This is a genomic window from Streptomyces sp. MUM 203J, assembly GCF_022414595.1.
Taxonomy (GTDB): Bacteria; Actinomycetota; Actinomycetes; order Streptomycetales; family Streptomycetaceae; genus Streptomyces.
Window position 1 is genome coordinate 16,402 of the sequence record NZ_JADWYO010000030.1, and the last position, 18,642, is coordinate 35,043.

14 protein-coding genes and 2 pseudogenes are annotated in these 18,642 nt (G+C 75.5%); 9 read left to right on the plus strand and 7 right to left on the minus strand.

Annotated elements, in window-relative coordinates:
- Positions 1 to 4: 4 nt before the first annotated feature.
- Entirely contained in the window at positions 5 to 472 is a 468-nt protein-coding gene (locus I3F58_RS16875; RefSeq protein WP_240109441.1) for a DMT family transporter, read from the minus strand.
- Positions 473 to 916: 444 nt separating this feature from the next.
- On the minus strand, positions 917 to 1,840 hold the full coding sequence (locus tag I3F58_RS16880) for an EamA family transporter (RefSeq protein WP_240109442.1): 924 nt from the start codon (positions 1,838 to 1,840) through the stop codon (positions 917 to 919).
- Positions 1,841 to 2,014: 174 nt separating this feature from the next.
- On the opposite strand from I3F58_RS16880, the gene I3F58_RS16885 reads away from it, so the two are divergent.
- A complete protein-coding gene (locus I3F58_RS16885; protein ID WP_275678602.1) occupies positions 2,015 to 2,578 on the plus strand; it encodes a MarR family transcriptional regulator in 564 nt (187 codons plus the stop codon).
- Positions 2,579 to 2,649: 71 nt separating this feature from the next.
- Here I3F58_RS16885 and I3F58_RS16890 read toward each other — a convergent pair whose 3' ends face one another.
- The 3 genes from I3F58_RS16890 to I3F58_RS16900 form a co-directional block, all read right to left on the minus strand.
- Complete coding sequence (locus I3F58_RS16890) at positions 2,650 to 2,892, minus strand: hypothetical protein (protein WP_240109443.1); 243 nt, start codon at positions 2,890 to 2,892, stop codon at positions 2,650 to 2,652.
- Positions 2,893 to 2,912: 20 nt separating this feature from the next.
- A complete protein-coding gene (gene malQ, locus I3F58_RS16895) occupies positions 2,913 to 5,018 on the minus strand; it encodes a 4-alpha-glucanotransferase (RefSeq protein ID WP_240109444.1) in 2,106 nt (701 codons plus the stop codon).
- A gap of 86 nt (positions 5,019 to 5,104) precedes the next feature.
- Positions 5,105 to 5,443: a hypothetical protein gene (locus I3F58_RS16900; RefSeq protein WP_240109445.1), complete on the minus strand. Its 339-nt coding sequence runs from the start codon at positions 5,441 to 5,443 to the stop codon at positions 5,105 to 5,107.
- A 301-nt stretch (positions 5,444 to 5,744) separates the two neighbouring features.
- On the opposite strand from I3F58_RS16900, the gene I3F58_RS16905 reads away from it, so the two are divergent.
- The gene (locus I3F58_RS16905; protein WP_240109446.1) at positions 5,745 to 8,765 is read left to right on the plus strand and encodes a beta-N-acetylglucosaminidase domain-containing protein; all 3,021 of its coding nucleotides are present in this window, start codon (positions 5,745 to 5,747) and stop codon (positions 8,763 to 8,765) included.
- A 100-nt stretch (positions 8,766 to 8,865) separates the two neighbouring features.
- On the opposite strand, the gene I3F58_RS16910 is transcribed toward I3F58_RS16905, so the two are convergent.
- Positions 8,866 to 9,402, minus strand: coding sequence for an HNH endonuclease (locus I3F58_RS16910; protein ID WP_240109447.1), 537 nt, complete (start codon positions 9,400 to 9,402; stop codon positions 8,866 to 8,868).
- A 255-nt stretch (positions 9,403 to 9,657) separates the two neighbouring features.
- Here I3F58_RS16910 and I3F58_RS16915 point away from each other — a divergent pair, with 255 nt between their 5' ends.
- The 7 genes and pseudogenes from I3F58_RS16915 (at position 9,658) to I3F58_RS16945 (ending at position 17,475) form a co-directional block, all read left to right on the plus strand.
- The gene (locus I3F58_RS16915; RefSeq protein WP_240109448.1) at positions 9,658 to 10,749 is read left to right on the plus strand and encodes a mechanosensitive ion channel family protein; all 1,092 of its coding nucleotides are present in this window, start codon (positions 9,658 to 9,660) and stop codon (positions 10,747 to 10,749) included.
- Positions 10,750 to 10,904: 155 nt separating this feature from the next.
- Positions 10,905 to 12,167 carry a 6-phospho-beta-glucosidase gene (locus tag I3F58_RS16920; protein ID WP_240109449.1) on the plus strand — a complete coding sequence of 421 codons (1,263 nt, stop codon included), beginning with the start codon at positions 10,905 to 10,907 and terminating at the stop codon, positions 12,165 to 12,167.
- A complete protein-coding gene (locus I3F58_RS16925) occupies positions 12,158 to 13,285 on the plus strand; it encodes an N-acetylglucosamine kinase (RefSeq protein WP_240109450.1) in 1,128 nt (375 codons plus the stop codon). Before I3F58_RS16920 ends, I3F58_RS16925 begins: the two co-directional genes overlap by 10 nt.
- A gap of 140 nt (positions 13,286 to 13,425) precedes the next feature.
- On the plus strand, positions 13,426 to 14,694 hold the full coding sequence (locus tag I3F58_RS16930; protein ID WP_240109451.1) for a hypothetical protein: 1,269 nt from the start codon (positions 13,426 to 13,428) through the stop codon (positions 14,692 to 14,694).
- Positions 14,595 to 15,810 (plus strand): annotated as a pseudogene (locus tag I3F58_RS16935) (PP2C family serine/threonine-protein phosphatase). The gene I3F58_RS16930 and the pseudogene I3F58_RS16935 overlap by 100 nt, the downstream one beginning before the upstream one ends.
- Before the next feature lie 63 nt (positions 15,811 to 15,873).
- Positions 15,874 to 16,068: pseudogene (locus I3F58_RS16940) on the plus strand (hypothetical protein); the annotation flags it as partial.
- A gap of 6 nt (positions 16,069 to 16,074) precedes the next feature.
- Complete coding sequence (locus tag I3F58_RS16945; protein ID WP_240109452.1) at positions 16,075 to 17,475, plus strand: FHA domain-containing protein; 1,401 nt, start codon at positions 16,075 to 16,077, stop codon at positions 17,473 to 17,475.
- An 83-nt stretch (positions 17,476 to 17,558) separates the two neighbouring features.
- Here the strand turns inward: I3F58_RS16945 and I3F58_RS16950 are convergent, their stop codons facing one another.
- Positions 17,559 to 18,557 (minus strand): methyltransferase domain-containing protein, encoded by a 999-nt coding sequence (locus tag I3F58_RS16950; RefSeq protein WP_240109453.1) that lies wholly within the window; start codon positions 18,555 to 18,557, stop codon positions 17,559 to 17,561.
- Positions 18,558 to 18,642: the final 85 nt, after the last annotated feature.

Genomic DNA, 18,642 nt, shown 5'->3' on the forward strand with positions numbered 1-18,642 from the left:
TCCGTCATGGGCCGCAACCCGCCGTGGCGGCCGGTGGCGTCCACCCGACAGTCGGCGGGAACCGGTTGCCGGTGTTCCCTGCGCGCCCGGAGACTCGGGAGCGGCGCTCCCCGCCGGGTGGCCCGGCCCGCCGCCTGACCAACGGCCGGGCGGGGCCACTCCCATGGACCGTCGTCGTGCGGGAGGCCGGGCCGAGCGCGACCCCGCCCAGCACCAGTGCCATGGCCACCGCCCCCGTGCCCGGCATCGTCTCCCCCGGCAGCAGGTACGCGAGCAGGGCCACGCACAGCGGCTGGGGGCGTACATGATCCCGGGCCGCTCCGATCCCGGCCACGGCCGCGTTCCAGGCGAGGAAGGCGACCGCCGAGGACAGCATGCCCAGGTACGGCAGCGGCCCCGCCGTCCCGGCGGTTAGCGGAAGGCCGCCGCGCAGGGCCGCGTGGGCGGCGTACACCGGCAGCAGCACCGGCACGCCGAGCAGCGAACACGGTGAAGAGCAGCGCCGGGCCGTCCTGACCCGTGCGACGGCGCCGCAGCAGGGCTCTGTACGAGGCGAAGCGGACGGCCGCGGCCACGATCCACAGGCCGGTCGGACGAGGGTGTCGTACGCGGTGACGCCGAGCATCGAGGTGAGGGTGAGCCGGCCGAGGTGACGCCGCATCGGTTCACGCCGCCGCCATGCGGCCCGGCACCGAACGGGGCGGCGAGGAGGGCGACGATCCAGCGCCGGAACGCGGCCTGGACGGGCGGAACGGTGTCCGCGGGAGCGCGTGCGGCGACGAAGCTGCCGGACCGGACGGCCGTCGCCGCGCTCGCCGGCAGCAGCCCCGCCGTGGTGTGGGCGGTGCGCGGGACGGAGTGAGCCGGGAGGTGGGCGGTCGCGGGCCGTGTCGTGGTGGGCGTCGTCGCCATGGGCCTAACGTCGCACCGGCGGAGCCGTGAGGTCCATCGAGACTTCCTGAGGCTTCCTTTCGGTCTTCCGGAAGGGACTGCCCTGGAGCTGACCCACCAGGGTCGCCCCGAACGCCACGGCCATGCCTAGGAGCTGTACCGGCCCCAGGGCCTGGCCGAGGGCCGCCCAGCCGATGACCGCGGCGGTGGCCGGGGACAGCGGGCCGAGAAGGGTCACCGAGGTCGCGGAGAGCCGCTCGATGCCCCGGAACCAGAGCCAGTAGCCGATGGCCGTGTTGCCGAACGCCAGGTAGGCGAAGCCGATCAGCGCGTTCCCGTCGAGCGCCGGCGGGTCGCCCTCCAGCAGGAGGGCGACCGGAGCGATCACCAGCCCGCCCGCGGTGAGCTGCCAGCCGGTCATGGCCAGCGCCCCCACGCCCTCCGGGCGGCCCCACCGCTTGGTCAGCACCGTGCCGGCGGACATCGACGCCGTACCGGCCAGTCCCGCGACCACACCCACCAGGTCCAGTTCGGCGCCCGAGCGCAGCACCACCAGGCTCACCCCGACCGCGGCGGCCACCGCCGCCGCGGATCCGCGCAGCGTCGGCCGCTCCGCCGCCAGCAGCGCGGCCAGTCCGATCACGAACAACGGGCCCACCGAGGTGACCACCGCCGCGACACCGCCCGGCAGCCGGTACGCGGCCAGGAAGAGCAGCGGGAAGAACGCACCGATGTTGAGCGCGCCCAGCACCGCCGCGCGCCACCACCAGCCGCCGCGCGGCAGGGTGCGGGTCAGGGTCAGCAGAAGGAGTCCGGCGGGCAGGGACCGGACGAGGCCGGTGAACAGAGGCCGGTCGGGCGGCAGGAACTCGGTCGTGACGTAGTACGTGGTGCCCCACGAGACGGGGGCGAGGGCCGTGATGGCGACGACGGCGGCGCGGCGGGACATGACAGGGAGCCCTTCGACGGGTTTCCGGCTTGCTGGGTCACAATTTCCTTGACGGCAAGTAGCTTAGCTCTAAGCTACTTGGGTGCAAGTGGGTTATGGGCAAGCCACTCATTGGGCGTCCGCTTGCGCACGAGTTACTTGCGAGTGACCCTCGACCGTGGCCAGACTGCCCACATGCGCTCGACCTCCGGCCCCGGCCCCGCCCGCACCAGCCCCCGCACCAGCACCGCCACCGGAGCCGGGTCCCACCCCGACGCCGTGGACGCGATCACCGACCAGTGGGCGGCCGTCCGACCGGATCTGGAGACCCTGCCCATGGCCGTCTTCGGCCGTGTGTACCGCCTCACCCAGACCGTGGGATCCCGTATGCAGCAGGCCTACGCGCCCTACGGCATCTCGCGCGGCGAGTTCGACGTGCTGGGGACGCTGCGCCGCTCGGGGGAGCCGTACACCCTCTCGCCGCGCGAGCTGTCCGCGACGCTCATGCTGACGACGGGCGGGATGACCGGGCGGCTGGACAAACTGGAGCGCGCGGGGCTGCTGGCCCGCAGCCCGGACCCGCACGACCGGCGCGGGCTGAGGGTGACGCTCAGCAAGCGGGGGCTGGAGCTGGTGGACGAGGCGGTCACGGCCGGGCTCGCCGTCCAGCGGGAGGCCCTTGACGCGGGGCTGGACGAGGAGGAGGCCAGGCAACTGGCCGCCCTGCTGAGGAAGCTGCTGCTCGCCACGGGGGCGTGAGAGCGCGACAAGGCGCCACGCGGCGGGCGGTGGCCCGGCGCGCGGCGCCTGTCAGAAGGAGTGAGGTGGCGTCAGCCCTGCTGCTTCACGCGGTCCTTCGAGCGGTCCAGGACCATCACCGCGGCGGCGATGACCAGGAACAGCACGATCGGGGCCGCCACGAACAGGCCCAGCGTCTCACCGACGCTCAGGCCCGGGCCCGGGTCGTCGCCGTCGTCACGGGTCAGCGCGAGCGCGGGGGACGACATCAGCAGCATCATCAGCGTCGTACCGGTCGCGACGGCGCCGGTGCGCAGGGCGTTCTTCTTGTCCACGGAGCAAACGTAGCGAACGCCTAAACGCAGCGCGCGCCCGGGGGTGCCGTACGGGGCTCCGCGCGCTCCGGCCGCCCGGACAGCACCGCCATCAGCGCGCGCAGCCGGGGTGACGCGGCCAGCTCCTCCAGGGACATCGGGCGGCCGTCCGCCCCGGCGACCGGCAGCCGCCAGTTCGGGTACTGGTCCCAGGTGCCCGGCAGGTTCTGCGGGCGCCGGTCCCCCACCGCGTCCGGCAGCCACAGGCCGGTCATCCGCGCGGGCGTGCGCCGCAGGAAGCGGTACAGGGCCTGCACCTGTTCCTCCTCGTCCGCGCCCGGCCGCAGCAGGCCCAGCTCCCGCAGGTACGCGAGCCACTCGGCCACGTCCTCGGCCGCCTCCGCGCGCTCCTCGTCCAGTGGCCGCGCCAGCAGGCCGAGCCGGTGGCGGAGGTCCACGTGGTCGCCGGTGAGGCGGGCGGCCGTGGGCGGCAGGTCGTGGGTGGTGGCGGTCGCCACGCAGCCGGCCCGCCAGTCCCCGGGCGGCAGCGGGCGCCTTGTGCCCTCCCAGTCGCGCTCGAACCAGAGGACCGAGGTGCCGGAGACTCCGCGCCGCCGCAGGGTCTCCCGAACCCCCGGTTCGACCGTCCCGAGGTCCTCCCCGATGACGGCCGCGCCCGCCCGGTGCGCCTCCAGAGCCAGCACGGCGAGCATCGCCTCCGCGTCGTACCGCACGTACGTCCCGTCCGTGGGCGGCAGCCCGGCGGGCACCCACCAGAGCCGGAACAGGCCCATGACGTGGTCGATGCGCAGGGCGCCCGCGTGCCGGAAGAGGGAGCCGAGCAGCTCCCTGTAGGGGGCGTAGCCGGAGGCGGCGAGCGCGTCGGGACGCCAGGGCGGCAGGCCCCAGTCCTGCCCGCGCGCGTTGAACGCGTCCGGCGGGGCGCCCACGGACATCTCGCGTGCGTACGCCCCGGGCCGCGCCCATGCGTCGGCGCCGTCCGGATGGACGCCGACGGCGAGGTCGTGGACGACGCCGACGGCCATGCCGGCGTCCCGGGCCGCGCGGGCCGCGGCGGCGAGCTGCTGGTCGGTGAGCCAGGCCAGCCAGGTGTGGAAGGCGACGCGGTCGGCGAGCGCGGCAGCCGCGCGCGCGGTGGCGGCCGACCGGGGGTCGTGCAGGCCCTCGGGCCACTGGCTCCGGTCGGAGCCGTACCGGTCGACGAGTGCGCACCAGGTGGCGTGGTCCTCCAGGGCCCGCCCCTGGGCGGCACGGAAGTCTTCGAAGGCGGCCAGGCGGCCGGGGCCCAGGGGGACCCGGCGGACGATCTCCAGGGCCTGCCGCTTGAGCACCCCGACCGCGTCCCGGTCGATCAGCTCGCCCTTGCGCAGGACGCCGTCGCGCAGTTCACCGGCGCGGGCGGCGAGTTCGTCGAGCGCGGCCCGGTCCGCACCGGTCACGTACGCGTACTCGGGGACGTCCTCCACACGCACGTGCACCGGGTCGGGGAAGCGGCGGGAGGAGGGGCGGTACGGGGAAGGGTCGGTGGGGGTACCGGGCACGGCCGCGTGCAGGGGGTTGACCTGCACGAAGCCGCAGCCGTGGGCACGGCCCGCCCAGTCGGTCAGCTCCCGCAGGTCCCCGAGGTCGCCCATGCCCCAGGAGCGGGCCGAGAGCAGGGAGTAGAGCTGGACCAGGATGCCGTGGCAGGGGGCGGACGGCTGCGGTACGCGCGCGGGAGCGGCGATCAGTGTCGCCCGGGCCTCCTCCCGGTCGCCGGGGGCCCGCGCGGTCAGGGTGTGGACGCCCGGCGGGAGATCGGCCCAGGGGACGGGCGAGGTGACGGCGGTGCCGTCCTCCAGGGTGATCCGCAGGGCGGTCCCGGAGGGCAGGGCGGCGAGCGGGCGCGGGCGGCCGGACGGCTCGTCGCCCTGCCAGACGACCACGGTGGGCGGAAGGAGCCGCCGCGCCCGCACCTCCTCGGTGGCGGCCAGGGAGGCGCGGACCGCCTCGGGCGTGCTCGCGTCGACGTCCAGGGCCCCCAGGACGGCGGCCACGGTGCCGTCGGGCACCGGGACCGTGACCCCCGGGGACGGCGAGTAGGCGGTGGCGACTCCGTGCAGAGCGGCGAGCCGGGCGAGGGTCATGCGGGGGCTCCTGGTCCTGGGAGGGGCTCAGTGGCGCGATCAGGTCGGTGGCCGGCTGAGCTGGGAGGAATCGACCCGCATGTGGCTCAGGTGGGTGGGAACTCCAGCCCGTCGGCGGTTCCGCGGGAGGTCGGCTCGCTGGTCAGGGGGGCGGCGTCGGCCAGCGGCGGCTCGCTGGTCAGGGGCGCCGCGTTCGCCAGCGGCGGCTCGCTGGTGAGCGGCGGGGCGTAGTACTGGGCGGCGGAGGTGGAGGCGGGCCGGGCGGGAAGCCGGGTGACGGGCGGGGCGGAGAGCTGCGGGGGGATCGGCGTGCGGTGGTGCGCGGCGCGGGACGTGCGGGCCCGGTTGTCACAGGCGCGGTCGGAGGGGGCTCCGTGGGCCTGTTTGGAGAGGGCGGAGAGCAGCAGCTGAGCGGACGTGGCCATGGTGGTCTCCCTGTGCGGTGGAAGGGCGGACCACAGCAGCCCTACCCAGCACACGCCGGAGCATCCGCGAAATGTGATTGCCGTCACATCGCGGTGGCGGGTATGTGCTCCCCGCCGCACCGAGAGCTGAACGGTTCTGCGACGTCACAGCCTGACCCGTGTGCAAATACGACACATCGACCATGCACATTGACACCTTCAGCGAGGGGGTGGTGGGCTCGAACCACCGGTACGAGCACCTGTACGGCCTGCCCACCGGCCAAGCTACCCACAGAACCACGCAGTACGAGGGGAGACGCGCGTGCAGCTCGCGCAGTTCGGGCGCGGCAGGCGGACCGCGACCGCCATCGCGGTCGCGGTGATCGGCGGTCTCCTGGGCGGCGCCCCCGGTGTACTGGCCGCGCCGGGGGACCCGTCCGACCCGTCGGCGCCCACGAGCGCGCGGCCCGGGCAGGACGCGGAGGCCGGAACCCCGCCGGTGTGGCCACGCCCGCAGTCCATGCGGAGCGTTCCGGAGGCCGCCGTACGGCTCGGTGACACCGTGTCGGTGGTCGCGGCGCCGGACGCCCATCCGTATGCGCTCACGTCGCTGGAGGAAGCGCTGCGGGCGGCGGGCGTGCGGGAGGTGCGCCGGGACGGCGGTCTCGTGGACGGCGGGTCCGGCCCGGGCGCGGTGGTGTTGATGGGCGGCACCGGCGCGCAGGCCGCCCTGCGCGCCCTGCGAGCGCCCGAGCGCGGTGACCTGCCCACCGGCGGCTACCGGCTCGCGACCGGCCGGTACGAGGGCCGGGACGTCATCGCGGTCGACGGAACGGGCCGGGACGGCCTCTTCCACGCGGTGCAGACACTGCGTCAGCTCATCACCGGGGAGCGGCTCGTTCCCGGTGTGCAGGTGCGGGACTGGCCGGGCACGGCGGTCCGGGGGCTGACGGAAGGCTTCTACGGGCGGCCTTGGAGCCATCAGCAGCGGCTCGCGCAGCTGGACTTCATGGCCCGCACCAAACAGAACCGGTACATGTACGCACCCGGTGACGACCCGTACCGGCAGGCGCGCTGGCGCGAGCCGTACCCGGCGCCGCAGCGCGCCGCGTTCCGGGAGCTGGCCGAGCGGGCGAAGCGCGCCCACATCACGCTGGCCTGGGCGATCGCGCCCGCGCAGTCGATGTGCCTGGCGTCGCCGGACGACATGCGGGCACTGAAGCGGAAGATCGACGCCATGTACGCGCTGGGTGTGCGCGCGTTCCAGATCCAGTTCCAGGACGCGAGCTACGACGAGTGGCACTGCGCGCAGGACGTGGACACCTACGGGCGCGGCCCCGAGGCGGCGGCGACGGCGCACGCGCGGGCGGCGAGCGAACTGGCCCGCCATCTGGCGGAGCGGTACCCGGACGCGGAGCCTCTGTCGCTGATGCCCACGGAGTACTACCAGGACGGCGCCACCGACTACCGGACCGCGCTCGCCGGAGCCCTCGACGCGCGGGTGCAGGTGGCCTGGACCGGTGTCGGCGTCGTGCCGCGCACCATCACGGGGCGGGAACTGCGGGGTGCGCGGGAGGCGTTCGCGCACCGGCCCCTGGTGACCATGGACAACTACCCGGTCAACGACTACGCGCAGGACCGGATCTTCCTGGGCCCGTACACCGGGCGGGAGCCGGCCGTCGCGGCCGGTTCGGCGGCACTGCTGGCGAACGCGATGGAGCAGGCGTCGGCGTCGCGGATCCCGCTGTTCACGGCGGCCGACTACGCGTGGAACCCGCGCGGCTACCGGCCCGGCGAGTCGTGGGAGGCGGCGCTGGACGACCTGGCGGACGGCGACCCGAAGGCACGGGCGGCGCTGAAGGCGCTGGCCGGGAACGCCGCGTCCTCCCTGCTGGACCAGCACGGGGAGTCGGCGTATCTGCGGCCCGTGCTCGACGCGTTCTGGCGGACGCGGACCACCGCCGGGGTGCCCGCGGCGGTGCGGGACCGGGCGGCCGCGGAGCTGCGGGCGGCGTTCACCGTGATGCGGGAGGCGCCGGACGCCCTGGCGGGCACCGCGGAGGGGCGGCTGGACGACGAGGTACGGCCCTGGCTGGAGCAGCTCTCCCGGTACGGGCGGGCGGGCGAGACCGCGGTCGACATGCTCCAGGCCCAGGCGCACGGCGACGGCGCGGCGGCCTGGCGGGCCCAGCTGTCCCTGGAGCCGCAGCGCACGGCCCTGCGCGCGGGCCAGGCGACGGTCGGCAAGGACGTGCTGGACGCGTTCCTGGACCGGGCGGGGAAGGAGTCCGCGGCATGGACCGGCACGGCGCGCAAGACCGGGGGCGAGGCGCACCGGTCGGGTGACGCGTACACGCTGGAGCTGGGGCGGACGCGGGTGGTCGAGGCGGTGACGGTGCTGGCGGAGCCGGACTCCGGTGGAGGGACCGGGGCGGGTGCCGGGGCCGGGTCCGGCGGTTCGGCCGGCGGCGCGGTCGAGGTGCGCGTGCCGGGTGAGGGCTGGCGGCCCGTGGGCGCGTTGTCGCCGTCGGGGTTCACTCAGGTCCCGGTCGGCCGGGTGCGGGCGGACGCACTGCGGGTCGTCCGGGAGGGCGGCGGCAGGGCCGTACCCGTACGGGCACTGGCCCCGTGGTTCGCGGACGAGCCCGTGGCGGTGCTCGAACTGCGCCAGGGCGAGGTGGACGCGGAGATCGGCGGCGCCGCGCAGCGGGTGGACGCGGTGGTGGCCGCGCGGCGGCCGAGCGCCGTGCGCGGAGCGCTCACGGCGCGCGCGCCCGAGGGGGTGCGGGTGGAGGTGCCGAAGGAGACGACTGTGCCGCGCGGTACCGCCACGTCGATACCGGTGACGGTGACCGTGCCCGAGGGCACGGAGGCGGGCGCGTACCAGGTCCCGCTGACCTTCGCGGGCGAACGCCGTGTGCTGACCGTCCGGGCCTTCCCCAAGACGGGCGGCCCGGACCTGGCCAGGACCGGCAGCGCCTCCTCGTCCGGCGACGAGACGCCCGACTTCCCCGCGGGTGCGGCGCTGGACGGCGACGCGGAGACCCGCTGGTCGTCGCCGCCGGAGGAGACGGCGTGGTGGCAGGTCGAGCTGGCGCGGCCCGCGCGGGTCGGGCAGGTCGTCCTGCACTGGCAGGAGGCGTACGCGACGCGGTACCGGGTGCAGGTGTCGACGGACGGGCGCGTCTGGCGCACCGCCGCGACCGTCCGCGACGGGCGCGGGGGCCGCGAGTCCGTCCGCCTGGACGCCACGGCCCGCTACGTCCGCGTCCAGCTGGACAAGCGCGCCACGGAGTACGGCTACTCCCTGTACGCGGCCGAGGTCTTCGCGGTCCTGCCGTAGGGACCGGGACGCCCGGGAGCACACCCTCCCGGGCGGGTGCACGGCTGCCGCCCGGCGGTTCGTCCCGGCTCGGCGGCCCCGGAAACGGCTGGGCCCGGGTCTAGGCGGAGACGCCGTCGATCCGGGCCATCGCATCGTCCGCGCCGTACGGCTGCAGGTAGGGCAGCCAGCGCGGGTCCCTATGCCCGGTGCCGATGATCCGCCAGGCCAGCCCCGTCGGCGGCGCCGGTGGCTGATGCAGCCTCCAGCCCAGCTCCCGGAGGTGCCGGTCGGCCTTCACATGGTTGCAGCGACGGCACGCCGCGACCACGTTGTCCCAGGTGTGCTTGCCGCCCCGGCTGCGCGGGATGACGTGGTCGACGCTGGTTGCGACGCCACCGCAGTACATGCACCGCCCGCCGTCACGGGCGAACAGTGCCTTACGGGTAAGAGGAACGGGCCCCCGGTAAGGGACCCGCACGAACCGCTTCAGCCGCACGACACTCGGTGCGGCGACGGCTCGGGTCGCGCTGTGCATGAAGGCGCCGGACTCCTCAAGGCACACGGCCTTGTTCTCCAGGACGAGCACGAGCGCGCGGCGGAGCGGTACGACGCCGAGGGGCTCGTACGACGCGTTGAGGACCAGGACGTGCGGCACGGATGCCTCCTTGTACGCCGGCGGCGCGTGGCTCGCGCCGGGACGATCTGCTCTCAGTCTCTCCTCATGCCTGGTCGAAGCGCCACCACGTACGGGTAACGGGCTCGGAGTGTTTTCGACCACACCGAGTGTCATCCCCCGGAGCGGCCGGAAACTCCCTCGAACGGACGGGCGGATCGGACGCGGCGGCGATACGGGCTACTCCGGGCCGTTAGATTGTTGTGACCCGCCCGTGATGCCAGGAGGTTCCGCGTCGTGCTCTGGTCGGCCCCGCCATCCGCTGATCCCACCGACCCCGCCACCCAGCCGCCTCCGGTCTCGCTGGACGAAGCCGCACGTCAGGCCGGTGAGGCCGCCGGGTGGGTGGAGGAGAACTGGCCCACCTGGGTCGGAATCGGCCTGCGGATCGTCCTGATCCTGACGATCGCCTTCACCCTCCGGTTCGTCATACGCCGGGCCCTGACCAAGCTCATAGACCGGATGAACCGCGGCTCCGACCAGGCCGTGCAGGGCCGGGCGCTCGGCGGGCTCCTGGTGAACGCCGAGCGCCGCCGCCAGCGTTCCGAGGCGATCGGCTCGGTGCTCCGTTCCGTCACCTCGTTCCTGATCATGGGCACGGCCGCGCTGATGATCCTCGGCGCGTTCAAGATCGACCTCGCCCCGCTGCTGGCCTCGGCCGGTGTGGCCGGCGTCGCGATCGGCTTCGGCGCGCGGAACCTGGTGACGGACTTCCTCTCCGGCGTCTTCATGATCCTGGAGGACCAGTACGGCGTCGGGGACAGCATCGACGTCGGTTCGGCCTCCGGCGAGGTCGTCGAGGTGGGCCTGCGGGTGACGAAGCTGCGCGGCACGGACGGGGAGATCTGGTACGTCCGCAACGGCGAGATCAAGCGCGTCGGCAACATGAGCCAGGGCTGGGCCACCGCCTCCGTGGACGTCACGGTCCGGCCCTCGGAGGATCTGGACCATCTGCGGAAGGTGATCGGCGAGGTCGGGGAGGCCCTCGCCGAGGAGGAGCCGTGGAACGAGCGGCTGTGGGGTCCGGTGGAGGTGCTGGGCCTGACCGAGGTCCTGCTGGACTCCATGACGCTGCGGCTCTCCGTGAAGACCATGCCGGGCAAGGCGCTCGGGGTGGAGCGGGAGCTGCGGTGGCGCGTGAAGCGGGCGTTCGACGCGGCGGGCGTCCGGATCGTCGGCGGCTCGGCGCAGGCCGCCGGGGACGAGCCGGCCAAGGACCCGACGGCCGGGATGGCCGCGCCCTCCGCGTTCGCCGCGCCGAACTCGCCGCAGACGCTGGCGACCAACCCGATACCGCACCAGCCGGGGCCCTCGCTGACCAAGCACTGACGGCGGCGTACCGCTCCCGCCCGCCCCGGCCGCCACCGGGCGGGAGCGACCCGATGGCCTCGGCCTGCTGACACGAGAGGTCTAGACCTGGTTACGTATGCGGGTACACGCAACACGGACGCACCAGGTGACTCGTGAGTGGAGGGGTACGGCATATGAGGCTAGTCGTCGTGGGGGGCGGCTCCACCTACACACCCGAACTGGCCGACGGGTTCGCACGGTTGCGGGGCACCCTGCCTGTGAGCGAACTCGTGCTCGTCGACCCGGACGCCCGGCGGCTGGAGCTGGTCGGCGGGCTCGCCCGGCGGATCTTCGCCCGGCAGGGCCACCCCGGCACGGTGACCACGACCGGCGACCTGGACGCGGCCGTGGACGGCGCCGACGCCGTGCTGCTCCAGCTCCGCGTCGGCGGGCAGGCGGCCCGCGAGCAGGACGAGACCTGGCCTCTGGAGTGCGGCTGCGTCGGGCAGGAGACCACCGGCGCGGGAGGGCTCGCGAAGGCGCTGCGGACCGTTCCCGTGGTGCTGGACATCGCGGAACGCGTCCGGCGGGTCAACCCGGCGGCCTGGATCATCGACTTCACCAACCCGGTGGGCATCGTCACCCGGGCCCTCCTGGAGGAGGGGCACCGGGCGGTCGGGCTGTGCAACGTCGCCATCGGCTTCCAGCGGAAGTTCGCACGGCTGCTGGGCGTGGCACCGGAGGCCCTGCACCTGGAACACGTGGGCCTGAACCATCTGACCTGGGAACTGGGCGTACGGCTGGGCGGGCCTGACGGCGAGGACGTCCTGCCGGGGCTGCTCGCGGAGCACGGGGACGCGGTGGCCGAGGACCTGCGGCTGCCGCGCCCGCTGCTGGACCGGCTGGGGGTCGTCCCCTCGTACTACCTGCGCTATTTCTACGCGCACGACGCGGTCGTGGCGGAGCTGGGCGGCAGGCCCTCGCGGGCGGCCGAGGTGGCGGCCATGGAGCGGCGGCTGCTGGAGATGTACGGGGACCCGGCCCTCGACGAGAAGCCGGGGCTGCTGGCCCGGCGCGGCGGGGCCTTCTACTCGGAGGCGGCGGTCGACCTGGCCGCGTCGCTGCTGGGCGGGCGCCCGGCGGTCCAGGCCGTCAACGTACGGAACGCGGGCACGCTGCCGTTCCTGCCGGACGACGCGGTGGTGGAGGTTCCGGCGGAGGTGGACGCGACGGGCGCCCGGCCGCTGCCGGTACCGGCCGTGGACCCCCTGTACGCGGGGCTGATGGCACAGGTCACGGCATACGAGCGGCTCGCCCTGGACGCAGCGCTGCGGGGCGGTCGGGACCGGGTGTTCCGTGCCCTCCTCGCCCACCCGCTGATCGGTCAGTACACGTACGCGGACACGCTGGCGGACACCCTGATCGCGCACAACCGGGAGCACCTGGCATGGGCATGAGGAGGATCCTGGCCATCGACGCCGGGAACAGCAAAACAGATGTCGCGGTCGTGTCGGCCGACGACGGTGCGGTCCTGGGCTCGGCGCGCGGCGGGGGTTTCCGGCCGCCTTCGGTGGGCGTGGCGACCGCCGTCGGCATGCTGGCGGGAGTGGTGGAGGAGGCCCTGGCCCGGGCCGCCGGAGGGAGGAGCGGGAGGGACCGGCCGGGCGGCCGGGGGCCCGGTGACCCGGGGGCGGCCGGTGCGGCGGGGGCCTCGGGCGCGGCCGGGGCGTCCCGTGTGGTGGAGGCGGCCGGGGCGGCGGGCACCGCTGTCGCGGCCGGGGGCCCGGACGGGCCTGCCGTCGTGCATGTCTCCGCATGTCTGGCCAACGCGGACCTGCCGGCCGAGGAGCGGGAGCTGACCCGGGCGCTGGAGACGCGTGGCTGGGGCGCGTCGGTGACGGTCCGGAACGACACGTTCGCGCTGCTGCGGGCCGGGGTGGACGAGCCGAGGGGCGTCGCCGTGGTGTGCGGGGCGGGCGTCAACTGCGCGGGGCTGCTGCCGGACGGGCGGACGGCGCGGTTTCCGGCGCTGGGCCGGATCTCCGGTGACTGGGGCGGCGGGGCGGGGCTCGCCGAGGAGGCCCTGTGGCACGCGTCGCGCGCGGAGGACGGACGGGGTGAGCCGACCGCACTGGCCCGCGCCCTGCCGGAGCACTTCGGGCTGGACTCCGTGCTCGCGCTGGTCGAGGCCCTGCACCTGGGGCGGATCCCGGCGGAGCGGCGGCACGAACTGGTGCCGGTGCTGTTCGCGGTCGCGGCGGACGGGGACGCGGTGGCGGACGGACTGGTGGAGCGGATGGCGCGGGAGGCGGTGGCGATGGCGGTGGTCGCGATGGACAGGCTGTCCCTGCGGGAGGCGGTGGAGCCGGTGCCGGTCGTGCTGGGCGGGGGCGTGCTCGCGGCGGGGCACGAGGGCCTGATGACGCGGATCGTCGCGCTGTTGCGGCGGGAGGCGCCGATGGCCGAGCCTCGGGTGGTGACGGCGCCGCCGGTGCTGGGGGCGGCGTTGCTGGGGCTGGACCGCGTGGGGGCGGGCCCGGGTGCGGCGGAGCGGCTGCGGGCGGCGCTCTCGTAGCCGGGTCCGGGGCCGCACCGGATGACTGTGGCTGTTCCGGATGATCCTGACCGGGCAGTCTGTCACCGTGTCTTCTGACCGCGGGTCCGGTCTTCGGACCTGCCGGCCTTCCGGCCGCTGTGACGAGCGAGGGGTGATCGATGGGCGTCGCGGGACTCCCCGGGCCGGTGATGGACCGGGACGAGGCGGACCGTGCCCTGGCACGGCTCGGCGCGGAGCACCAGGCGGTCGAGGACTCGCTGCTCGCGCTCCAGGACCACGCGGGCCGCAGACTGCTGGAGAGGGCGGAGCTGACCGGTGCGACCCGGGAGCGCTGGGCCGCCACCGAGCTGACGGTGGCCCGGCTGTGGGCGTACTTCGACGCGTACACGGCCGCGCTGCGGGAGGCCCGGGAGGTGCGGGCGCGGCGCCGCTGGCCGGGGCGGGCGGAGCTGACCGAGCTGACGGAGCTGCTGTGCGGCGAGAGCGTCGCGGTGCCCCGGGACGGGGACGACGCCGCCGAGACGTTCACCCTGGAAGGGCTGGTGGCCCGGGTGAACGAGCTGTACGCGCGGTCCCTGGACGTGGTGGTGACGGCCGAGGCCGTGTGGTCGGCGCTGCCCGCGCGGATAGACCTGCTCGCCGCCGAGCTGCACCGCACGCGGGCGCTGGCACGTTCCGCCGGCGTGCGGCCCGGGGAGCACCCGGCAGGCGACGACCTGGAGGAGATCACCGCGGAGCTGACCGCCCTTCGGTCGGAAGTGCTGACCGACCCGCTGGCGTACTGGCGTCCCGCGCAGGGCAGTTCGGCGCCGGGGGGCGGCCGTCCGGACACGGAGCGGTACGACGCGGCGGCGCGGGCACTGGAGGACGTACGGCGCGAGATCGAGGCGGTGCTCCAGGTACGGCAGGACTCCGAGTCGCGGCTGCTGAGGCTGCGGGACCTGCTGTCCCGGGCGGACCGCACCCTGGCGGAGGCGCGGACCGCGCGAGGGGAGGTACTGGCGAAGATCGCGGCGTCCGAGGTGCCGGTGGTGAGCGGTCCGCCGACGGCGCTGCAGGAACGTCTCGCGACGGCGGCGGAGTACCGGCGGCACGCCCAGTGGCACCGGCTGTCTCCGCTGCTGGAGGCGCTGGAACAGGAGGCGGAGGACGAGCTGCTGCGGGCCCGCGAGTCGCTGACCGCCGTCACGGCTCCCCTGGCGGTCCGCGCCGAGCTGCGGGGGCGCCTCGACGCGTACCGGGCACGGCTGTCCCGGCAGGGCCTGGCCGAGGACACCCTGCTGACCGAGCGGTACGACGTGGCCCGCCGCATGCTGTGGAGCGCGCCATGCGACCTCAGGGCGGCGGAAGCCGCCGTACAGCGCTACCGGCAGGCGGCGCTGGAGGCGCTGTCGGGCGCGGAGAGCCCAGGCCCGCCCGGCGCTTGAGGACGAGTACGGCTCGGGTGCGGCTGCGGGGTCCGGGGGCGGAGTCTCCCAGTTTCCGCGCCGTCGGCGTCGGCTGGGGCGGGTGGGCCTACCGTGTCAGGTATGAGCGCTGAACGCGACCGCCCCGAACGTCACGACCCCCCGGGTGGGCGGCCCGACCGCGAGCCGCACGCCCCGCGCCCCGGCGTCTGCGTGGCCTGCCGGGTGGGGCGCGTGAACCGCGACGGCCACTGCGAGCACTGCGGGCACGCCCAGCCGCGTCCGCGCGACCACATGGAACAGGAGCTGGGCCCCGTCGCGGCCGTCAGCGACCGGGGGCTGCGCCATCACCGCAACGAGGACGCCTTCGCAGTGGCGGCGACACCCCTCCCCGGCGGCGAGCCCGCCACCGTCGCGGTCGTCTGCGACGGCGTGTCGTCCGCGTCGCGCCCCGACGAGGCGTCCGCCGCCGCCTCCGAGACCGCCCGTGCCTCCCTCACGGCCGCCCTGGCGCAGGGCGCGGATCCGCGGCGGGCCATGCACGACGCGATCCTCACCGCCGGGGAGGCCGTCGCCGCGCTCGCGGGGCGGGAGGAGGGCGAGGGCGGTGCCGCCGCGTCCGACCACGACCCGCGGCGGCACCGCAACGCTCCCGCCTGCACGCTCGTCGCCTCGGTCGCCGCGCGCGGACTGCTCGTCGTGGGCTGGGTCGGGGACAGCCGGGCGTACTGGGTACCCGACGACCGGGCCGCCCGGCCGGCCCGGCTCACCGAGGACGACTCGTGGGCCGCGCAGATGGTCGCGGCGGGCCTGATGAACGAGGCCCAGGCGTACGCGGATCCGCGCGCCCACGCCATCACCGGCTGGCTCGGCGCCGACGCGTACGAACTGGAGCCGCACACGGCCACGTTCCAGCCGGACCGGCCGGGTGTGGTCGTGGTGTGCACGGACGGACTGTGGAACTACGCGGAGTCGGCAGGGGACATGGCCCGAATCGTTCCGCCGGACGCGGCCGAACGCCCCCTGCACTGCGCGCGCGTCCTCGTCGGCCACGCCCTGGACGGAGGCGGGCACGACAACGTGACCGTGGCGGTGCTGCCGTTCGCGGTGGCGACGCGAGGGGCACGTTCCGCCTGAGGCCGGCGGCGGGGCCGGGGACCGGACCGACCGGGGACGGGGCCTGGAACGGCACCTGGACGCACAGGAGTCGGACATTCAGCGAAGCCGCTTTCGAAGGTGGTCGACATCGTCGACATGGCGACAGGTACTGTGCGACTGAAGGCGAAGGTGGAGAACGCGGACGAGACGACGCCCGGAAGGCGTCCCGCGCACACTGCTCGCCGTCGTGACGAAGGATGTGCCGGCCGCCGGTGGCCGGTGAGGAGAGGGGGATAGGCCGACATGCCGACGTGCCCGAACGGACACCAGTCGCCGTCCGGCGACTGGTGCGAGGTGTGCGGCCACCGCATGGCCGGGGCGGGCGCGGCACCGCCGCCGCCCCCGCCGCCGCCCGCCCCGGGATACGGCTACCCGCCCCCGCCTCCCGCCCCGATGGCCGGCGACCCGAACGCCACCCAGCAGGCGGAGCTCTGCCCCCAGTGCCGCACGCCACGGGAACCGCTGGCGCAGTTCTGCGCGGAGTGCCGCTGGAGCTTCACACCGGGCCCGGGCCCCGGCGGGCCGGGTACCCACGGCGGACCGGGCGGACCCGGAGGTCCGGGTACCCACGGCGGACCGGGCGGACCCGGAGGTCCGGGTGGCTTCGGCGTGCCGGGCGGGCCCGGGGACTTCGGCGGACCGGCTGGACCCGGGCGACCTGACGGCCACGGCGGGTCCGGGGGCCCGGGTGGCCCCGGGTATCCCAGCGGACCCGGCGACTTCGGCACCCACGGCACGCCCAGCGGACCCGGCCGCCCCGGGGACTTCGGCACGCACGGCGGACCGGGTGCACCCGGCCGTCCGGGGAACTCCGGCGGCTTCGACGGACCCGGGGCACCGGGTGGACCCGGGGGACCGGGCATATCCCACCGCCCCGGGGGCCCGAACGACTTCGGCGCACACGGAGGACCGGGCGGCTCCGGGCGCCCCGACGGCCACGGCGGACCGGGGGGCCCCGGCGCCTTCGACGGGACCGGCGGACCGGGCTCACCCGGCGGGCCCGGGGGCTACGGTCCGCCGGGCGGGCCCGGCCGGGCCGACGGCCACGGCGGGACCGGGGCGTACGGCGCGCAGGGAGCCCCGTCCGGGGTGGATCTGCCGCCGGGGTTCCAGTCGCCGCCCCCGGCACAGCCCGGCCCCTACCAGGACTCGCGGCCTCCGCAGGTGAACCAGCCGGCCGGTGAGGGTGCCGACGACTGGCTGTTGCCGCCGCCCTCGCACGGCCAGCAGGCCGCGCCCGTCGGCTGGTCGGTCTCGGTGGCGCCGGACCGGGAGTACTTCACGGCGATGATGCGCCGCAGCGGCCCCGAGGCGGCCGGGCTCAGCCTGCCCGCCTACTCGCCGGACCGGCGGGTTCCGCTGACCGGTGGCCAGGTGAGCATCGGACGCCGCCGCCAGTCCACCGGCGAGGCACCCGACATCGACCTGTCCGTCGCGCCGGAGGACCCGGGGGTGTCGCACCAGCACGCGCTCCTGGTCCAGCAGCCGGACGGGGCGTGGGCGGTCGTGGACCAGAACTCCACGAACGGCACCACGGTCAACGGCGGTGAGGACCCGATCCAGCCGTACGTGCCGGTGCCGCTTCAGGAGGGCGACCGGGTGCACGTGGGCGCCTGGACGACCATCACGGTCCGGCGCGGCTAGGCGCGGGCGCGGGCCCCGGGGGTGCGGGTTGCGCCCCCTCCGGTACCTGCCGAGACGGGGGCACGGGGAAGGGCACCTCCCCCCTATGCCCCCGTCGGCGTCGTGCCCAGCGCCCAGGCGTACGGGCCCCCGGGATCGTCCAGCCACGCCCACTGGGCCCCGCCCGTCACCGTCACCCCGTAGCGTTCGCGCTCCGGGCGGCCCTCCCGCTGCCACAGCGCGTAGGCCTCGTACGGGTCGAGGCTGCCCGCCGTCAGGACCAGCAGGAAACGGAACAGGTCGCTGTCGAGCGCCCCGCGGGGCAGGCCCGCCGTCCGCACCTCCGGGGCGGGCGGCACCGCCCCCCGCAGCGGGACGAAGTACGCCGCGGTGTGCAGGAACCGGCCCTCCGCGTACCCCGCGTCCCGCACCCGCAGCCGCAGCACCCCGGTGGACAGGGGCGCCACGATCCGGGCGCCCGGCCTGCACTGGGCGATCCACGCGGCGGGAACCGACGGCAGCCCGCAGGTCGCGATGACCAGGTCGAAGGGCGCCCGGCCGGGGCAGCCGCGCGCCCCGTCGCCGGTCACGACGGCCGGGTGGTGGCCGCAGCGCGCGAGGTGGGCCCGGGCCGCTTCCGTGATGCCGGGGTCCAGGTCGACCGTGGTGACCCGGTCGTCGCCCAGCCTGTGGCACAGCAGCGCCGCGTTGTAGCCGGACCCGGCGCCGATCTCCAGCGCGGTGTCGCCGTCCCGTGCCTCCAGGGCGTGCAGCATCGCCGCCATCAACGACGGCTGGCTCGCCGTGGAGACCATGTCGCCGTCCCGTACCCGCAGTCCCAGCGGCTTGTCCTCGTACGCGCCCAGCAGCCAGGTCTCACGGCGCAGCGGGTCGGGGTCCTCGCACCACAGCCGCTCGTAGCCGCCGAGCGCGCCCACGTAGTAGTACGGCACGCACAGGTGCCGCGGCACCTGTGCGAACGCCGCCCGCCAGGCCGGGTCGGGCAGCGCCCCGGCGGCGTCGAGCACGGCCACCATCCGGCTCCGCGCCGCGACGGCGGCCTCTGCCTGCGGATCGCGCGGGTCCTGCCGTTCGGCTCCCATACCTCCACTCTGGCACCCGGAGCAGCCGGTATCCCCCGCGGAGTCCTAGGGCTCCGGTCCTCCCCCGGGCGGTCTGAGACGATGG